Source organism: Candidatus Desulfatibia sp. (assembly GCF_036446775.1).
GTDB lineage: Bacteria > Desulfobacterota > Desulfobacteria > Desulfobacterales > UBA11574 > Desulfatibia_A.
The window spans coordinates 21,432-27,624 of the sequence record NZ_JAZFTO010000141.1; the positions used below are offsets into that span (position 1 = coordinate 21,432).

The 6,193-nt window shown below is 47.0% G+C and carries 6 protein-coding genes; 4 read left to right on the plus strand and 2 right to left on the minus strand.

Features of this window, described 5'->3' with window-relative positions; all coding sequences use genetic code 11:
- Positions 1–388 precede the first annotated feature (388 nt).
- The 4 genes from rpmF to V3S16_RS07025 all read left to right on the plus strand — a co-directional run bounded on the left by rpmF (position 389) and on the right by V3S16_RS07025 (position 2,823).
- The gene (gene rpmF / locus V3S16_RS07010; protein WP_413883959.1) at positions 389–568 is read left to right on the plus strand and encodes a 50S ribosomal protein L32; all 180 of its coding nucleotides are present in this window, start codon (positions 389–391) and stop codon (positions 566–568) included.
- A 26-nt stretch (positions 569–594) separates the two neighbouring features.
- Positions 595–1,359: a 3-oxoacyl-[acyl-carrier-protein] reductase gene (gene fabG, locus V3S16_RS07015; protein ID WP_413883960.1), complete on the plus strand. Its 765-nt coding sequence runs from the start codon at positions 595–597 to the stop codon at positions 1,357–1,359.
- Between the two features lie 15 nt (positions 1,360–1,374).
- Positions 1,375–1,602: an acyl carrier protein gene (gene acpP, locus V3S16_RS07020; protein ID WP_413883961.1), complete on the plus strand. Its 228-nt coding sequence runs from the start codon at positions 1,375–1,377 to the stop codon at positions 1,600–1,602.
- Between the two features lie 354 nt (positions 1,603–1,956).
- Positions 1,957–2,823, plus strand: a complete 867-nt coding sequence (locus V3S16_RS07025; protein ID WP_413883962.1) for a lysophospholipid acyltransferase family protein — start codon at positions 1,957–1,959, stop codon at positions 2,821–2,823.
- Positions 2,824–3,245: 422 nt separating this feature from the next.
- Here V3S16_RS07025 and V3S16_RS07030 read toward each other — a convergent pair whose 3' ends face one another.
- Positions 3,246–3,665, minus strand: a complete 420-nt coding sequence (locus tag V3S16_RS07030) for a DUF1178 family protein (RefSeq protein ID WP_413883963.1) — start codon at positions 3,663–3,665, stop codon at positions 3,246–3,248.
- A 293-nt stretch (positions 3,666–3,958) separates the two neighbouring features.
- Entirely contained in the window at positions 3,959–5,785 is a 1,827-nt protein-coding gene (locus tag V3S16_RS07035; protein WP_413883964.1) for a bifunctional serine/threonine-protein kinase/formylglycine-generating enzyme family protein, read from the minus strand.
- Positions 5,786–6,193 lie beyond the last annotated feature (408 nt).

Consider the following 6,193-nt stretch of genomic DNA (forward strand, 5'->3'; position numbering starts at 1 on the left):
TCCCGCTTTAAATCGAGACTCGAGCAAGGAAATTGCTATTGTTTTACTTATCCATATAAATAAGTATTAGTAATAAGTAAAGCTGGTTATGTTTTTCTTTTTGAGGTCACCCGCTTGTTTTTGTGTTGCATACGTGCTTTGGTAGTTATTCGGCCTGGAGCACAAGCAGCCAGTAAGAAATATTATCTAATCATTTCACGTTGTTTTTCATCTTGAAAGCCACCATTACCTGTACATTCAGAATTTGGATGCAATCAAACCTAAAAACTGTATGAAATATTTCTTGACAATCCTTTGGGTTTTAATTACTAATGTTTTAACTTTTGCCGAGACATCGCTGTTGCCAATAATTAACATAATTACAATTAGTTAAAAAGGATTTTTACTCATGGCTGTACCTAAGCGCAAGAAATCTAAGTCAAAACGCAACAAACGGCGCACCCACCAGAAAATTACCGCTCCAAATCTGACACCCTGCTCCCATTGCGGAGAAGCCCGCCTCCCCCACCACGCATGCCCCAGCTGCGGGACTTACAAGGGACGCAAAGTGGTTGAAATCGCAGAATAAAAAATCAAACTGTTTGAGAGGTTATCATGACGGAACAAAACAAGCATACTGTAGTGGTTACAGGTGGCTCAAGAGGTATTGGAAGGGCCATTTGTCTTGCTTTGGCAGCACCGGATACACATATTTATTTTAATTATTTTTCACCAAACGACCCGGCTGCTGAAATGAAAGCTGCCGCTGAAACAGAAAGACTTGTAGCCCATGCTCAAGGAACGGCAGTTGGCAGAAGTGTTAATATTGCAGTAAAAGAAGAGGTCACAGGCTTTTTCAAAGAAATTCTGGACGCAACCGGAAGGATAGATGTACTTGTAAACAATGCCGGTATTACCAAAGACGGACTACTGGTCCGCATGAAAGAAAATGACTGGGATGCTGTTTTAGATATAAACTTAAAGGGTGCTTTTGTATGTACGAAGATTGCCGCCAAGGCCATGATGAAGCAGCGCTATGGTCGCATTGTGAACATAGCGTCGGTTGTCGGCGTAACCGGCAATGCGGGCCAGGCAAATTATTCGGCCTCAAAAGCAGGCTTAATCGGACTTACCAAAGCTACTGCAAAAGAACTTGCATCACGCGGCATTACGGTTAATGCAGTTGCACCCGGTTTTATTGAAACGGATATGACGGCATCACTCCCCGAAAAGGCCAGGAATGCAATGCTGGACCAGGTCCCGCTGGGACGTGCGGGAGAGCCCGAAGATGTGGCCGGTGTAGTTGCTTTTCTGGCTTCTGAAAAGGCGTCATACATTACAGGGCAGGTTATTCATATAAGTGGTGGTATGTATATGTAAAAGGAGGTGATTTAGATGTCTGTAAAAGAGAAAGTAAGCAAGATCATTGCCGACAAATTGAGTGTTGACTTGGATGAAGTTGTGCCGGAGGCGTCATTTGTGGATGACCTGGGCGCTGATTCTCTGGATCTCGTTGAGCTGATCATGTCCATGGAAGAGGAATTTGATATTGATATATCCGACGAAGAAGCTGAAAAAATGCTGACCGTCAAAGATGCCTTTGATTATATCAATGCGCAATAGTCCACATATTTACTGAACAAATAGAGACCTTTGCAAAACGCCCCTTTTTGCTCTCCGAGGCGTAGGCTCGCCTCTATGAGCAGGAGGCCCAATTTCTGCGCCTGCCCTGTGGAATGCAAAGCCTATTCCTCTGGGGTCAGACTCAACATTTTGCACGGAGTGGAGCTTTAGCTCTATCCTCGAAATACTCTATGTATTCGTGCCTGCCCCGTAGGTCCCCGTGGAATAACCGGGACAGGCCGGAAGATCGTACGGGGTGGATAAAATTTTCGCGTTGACTCGGGGCGTCCATGCCCCTCACCCTTACGGGTCCACCTTTGGTGGATCCAATTCCGCTGTCCTGCGGAATTGCCCTTGAACTTGAACAAAATTGAACATTTTTCAAAGGTCTCCATAAAGCGTATGAAGATAGACCGCTTTTGGCATATACTCAGGACAACGTATGGCTATCAAAGCCCCCCCAGGCCTCGCTTTCTGGTGGAAAACCTGCCCGGCTGGGCAACATTTACTTATTACTCCCGCTTGGTTGCCGTCGTTTTGAAGGAAAGCATCACCGCTCGCAAAGGGCGGTATAATCGTAAGGCTTGGGCCAGCGGCTCGCTGGATGTTTTCAAAGTCGTCGAGGCCGCCGGCGGTATATTTCATGTGTCCGGCTTGAGCCCGATGACTGCACAACAGGGACCACTGGTCTACATTGCCAACCACATGAGTCTGATCGACACCCTGATTCTGCCCTGCATTTTGCTGGCATTCAACCACACAACCTTTGTGGTCAAGGAAGGGCTTCTCAAATATCCGCTTTTCGGTTCGATTATGTGTGCGGTTGACCCCATAGCGGTTACCAGGCGCAGCCCCCGTGAGGACCTGAAAACGGTTCTGACGCAAGGGCAGGCTTTCCTTGCAAGCGGTCGATCCGTATTCGTCTTTCCGCAGGCGACGCGCAGTGATACTTTTGATACAGCATCTTTCAACTCACTGGGAATCAAGCTGGCACGTAAAGCAGGCGTACCGGTGCTGCCGGTTGCATTGAAGACGGACTTTCAAAAAAACGGCAGGTTCATTAAGGATTTGGGGCAGGTTGACCCCCGCAAACCCCTTTACCTGAAGTTTGGAGAACCTTTGGTGGTGGAAGGCGGCGGCCAGGTGACCCATCAAAAAGTTATAGAATTTATTGTGAAAAATTTAAGAGAATGGGGAGCCGGCATAAAATCAGGCTCATAAAGAATCCTGGCTCTCCGAGGCGTAGGCTCTACGAGCCGGAGGCCCAGAGGACCAGGCTTTGGTTTGCCCCCACAGGGGTGCACCTATCTCAAATGGAGCAAATTAAATTCCAAATAACAAATATCAAATATCAAACAAATAACAATTCAGCCGTCGTAGCCAAAAGGCTACTATGGCGAAGTCGGCTGACCGAAATTCAAAAATCTAAACAATGTCTCGGCCTGGAAGGTTTTGGTCACCTGTCGAGAGCCCCTCGGCCTTGAGCTCACTGCCGAAAGGCTCGGGGCCGAAAGGCCTCTAGGTCGAACGATTGAATATTGGAATTTGTGATTTATTTGTGATTTGGTGCTTGGAATTTGTGATTTTAGACACAAAACTCTAAGGCAGAGCCAAATATCTTTGACCTGGCCCAGAGGACCAGGTTAGGCATCAGTATCCAGCGGCTCAGGCTTCGGAAATTTGAAATACTGCACCCCTTCATTGTGTAATGTTTCCTCTTCTTCCTTGGTACTTATACCCCTTATATTTCTTGGCTCGGCTGCACCGTAATGTATTTTCAAAGCTTCTTTGGCAAAATCGCAACCAACATCGTCGAAATTTTTCTCCACAAATTCAACCAGCTTCTGTCCGATTGCAACTAAATCAGCTTGTTGATCGGAAACCTCTTTGACGCTCTGTGATGATTTAATGGCGAAAGTGGAAGGAAGTCTGGCAACGGAAGCGACGTTACAAACCGGGCATGAAATCAGCCCCTTTGCTTCCTGATCTTCATAGGCTTGAGCATCTTCAAACCAACCCTCAAAACAGTGGCCATCGGCACATTCCAGATCATATGCTATCATGAAATCTCACCTTAAAAAAAATCCTCGTAAGATATATTTTATTGCAGCTTTTCAAGCTGGATTATCATAAATCTTGGCATTTTAAAAGAAATTATTGACAGATAAGCTATTTCAACACAAAATAACGTGGAATTTACTGTTTGAATATATTTCAGACCTCATCATTAACCAGATAAAAATGACCGTAGACCGTTATATACTACGGGATTTCACAAAAATTGGACATCCGGTCGGTCTGGGTTAGGAGGTTCAGCCGCCTACGCTGAAGCTACGTCGCGCCAGGGGTTCAGGGTTCAGGATAAACTCCGGGCACATCTAAAGCCGACATCAGGGAACGCTTCCCAAGGGTACCTGAAGCTTTTGGAGGCGGGCCCGTGGCGGAGGGACTTGTCGATGACAATACTCGGATAACCGATGTTGCCTTGGGCTCCGGTTGCACTCATTTCTTTTCGATCCACAGCACTCCGGATGGCCCATTCCTTGATCTGCTTCAGATCATAAGCAGTATCTGCGGCAGGGGGGGCATAAGTCTCATTCAATGCATGCCGCTCCGCCGGCGTATTGCCCGATGTCTCGCCGCCGCCGGCCGGGGTATCCATATTCATCATGTGGATGTTGTGGGTTTCAGAGTCGGCCGGCACATGCTGGGTTTTTGCCGGTGGAGAGTCTGTTTTGTCTGCTAAAGCGATGATATCGCTCAGGCTTTGCTTTGAAAACAAATAATTCCATTCGGATTCGGTCACCAGGCGCTTGTCGTAATGGCGTGCATAGGCCCTAGCGCCATACCAGGTAACCCGCACAACCGGCTGAACCGCATGTTTTGCGTTGCGCAACTGGAAACGCCCGTGCTCATAAACAATCTGCTCAAAAGGCTCAGAGCCTTTTCCCAGATAGAACCAGATCTTGTCGTTATTTTTGACAACTCCGTTTTCTATGGTCAAGCTTTCTTTAACTTCGTTCAAAAATTCGGTAAAGCGATGATTCGACACCATCTTTTCATCTATGTAAAAGGACGGGACCGAAACGGTCTCTCCCTGAGTAGTTGAAACCTTCGAAGCGGTCTTGACCTCGCCGCCGGGGATGAGGAGCATGGTCAAACCGTCTTTGCCGCGGATAGATGGAGCCGGAGCAGGGGTGGCGCTTGGAACAGATTTGGCAGGCTCCTGGGATCGTAGATGGGAAGACTCAATTGGTGGTGTCTGGGGACTTCTTAAACGCTCCGTAGTTTTAGCGGGTTCACCCATTAAGTGCCAGAGTCCCATTAATCCCACCGATACAATCGCAATCAGAATGCCCGCCCAGATGAAAACAGGTTGAGTCAGAAATGAAAAACGAGTGTGAGTTTCAGCGGTGTCATCCGCCGTTTCCGTTTTCAATAAGTCAATGGCATCCACAAGTTTTTTTCGAAGTTCTCCGACCGATTGCAGGCGCTTTTCTTTTTTCTCAGCCGTCGCATTTTGGATGATCCGGTCCAGTTGTTGAAAAAAAGGAGTGTCTTTATTCTGCAAACCAACGCTTTTGAAAGGGATGGTTTCCTGGCCGAGCTTGCCGTCCACGGCCTCATACAGAATCTTGCCCAGTGAATAAATATCGCTGTGTTGATCCGCCTTTTTAAAATCGAAGAAATGCTCCGGTGACATGTAGGCCGGCGTGCCCCTGACATCGATGGACTGGGTCACCGGTTTCATGCGACTGGAACCGGCCAGACCAAAATCGGCAATTTTCGGAATTGCAGCATCCAAAAGAACGTTTTCCGGCTTCAGATCCCGGTGAGCGATCTCCTGAGCATGAATGGCTTCAACACCTTCCAGCAGCGGTAGAAAATAGTCGACAAGCCACCCGGCCGTCAAGTTCTGTTCCGGATAGAACCCTTCTTCAGACATGGTAAACCGCAGAGAGGTTCCCGGAATGAACTCCATAACGATATATTCGACCTGAATGTCTTGCCCTTTTGTAGTAATTAAATCAGAGCCATAATCAAAAATTTGCAGGACATTGGGGTGCCGAACCCGGGCCATAGCCTCAACCTCGCGCCGAAATCGCTGGACAGCGGTTTCAACCCCTTCGGGATCGTCTTCAAAAGATTGCAGCATCTCCTGTGAGATGACCTTAATGGCCACATCACGCTTGAGGTTCAGTTAGTGCGCGCGATAAACCTCACCCATGGCGCCTTTGCCGACCAATTCGATGATCACCCATTTTTCGTTGAGCACATATCCGGTTGAAAAAATATTTTCCGAGGAGTTACTCATATCACTATAAAATCCAGGTTTCACATTCTGTCTGATTTTCTAATTTAATAAAGTCAGAGTATACCATTCTGCTATCCTTGCAAAAAACGTCAAGAGAAAATGGTTGGACAGGTGCAGATTCGAGCATGGGTGTGCCTGTAATCCTGTCTAAAAATTTAATGGTTTTCCGTTCCACTCAATTTTTCTACTCCTTTCGCGTTGCTTTATTACTTAAAAGCAAGCGGTGTGCCAAAATTACCAATTGGAAAGCGTTTTATAGGTAACAACCTAAAAATA

Excerpts from the sequence above, each read along its gene's own strand:
- fabG (WP_413883960.1), top strand. The coding sequence starts at position 595 with ATGACGGAACAAAACAAGCATACTGTAGTGGTTACAGGTGGCTCAAGA.
- rpmF (WP_413883959.1), top strand. The coding sequence starts at position 389 with ATGGCTGTACCTAAGCGCAAGAAATCTAAGTCAAAACGCAACAAACGG.
- acpP (WP_413883961.1), top strand. The coding sequence starts at position 1,375 with ATGTCTGTAAAAGAGAAAGTAAGCAAGATCATTGCCGACAAATTGAGT.
- V3S16_RS07030 (WP_413883963.1), bottom strand. The coding sequence starts at position 3,665 with ATGATAGCATATGATCTGGAATGTGCCGATGGCCACTGTTTTGAGGGT.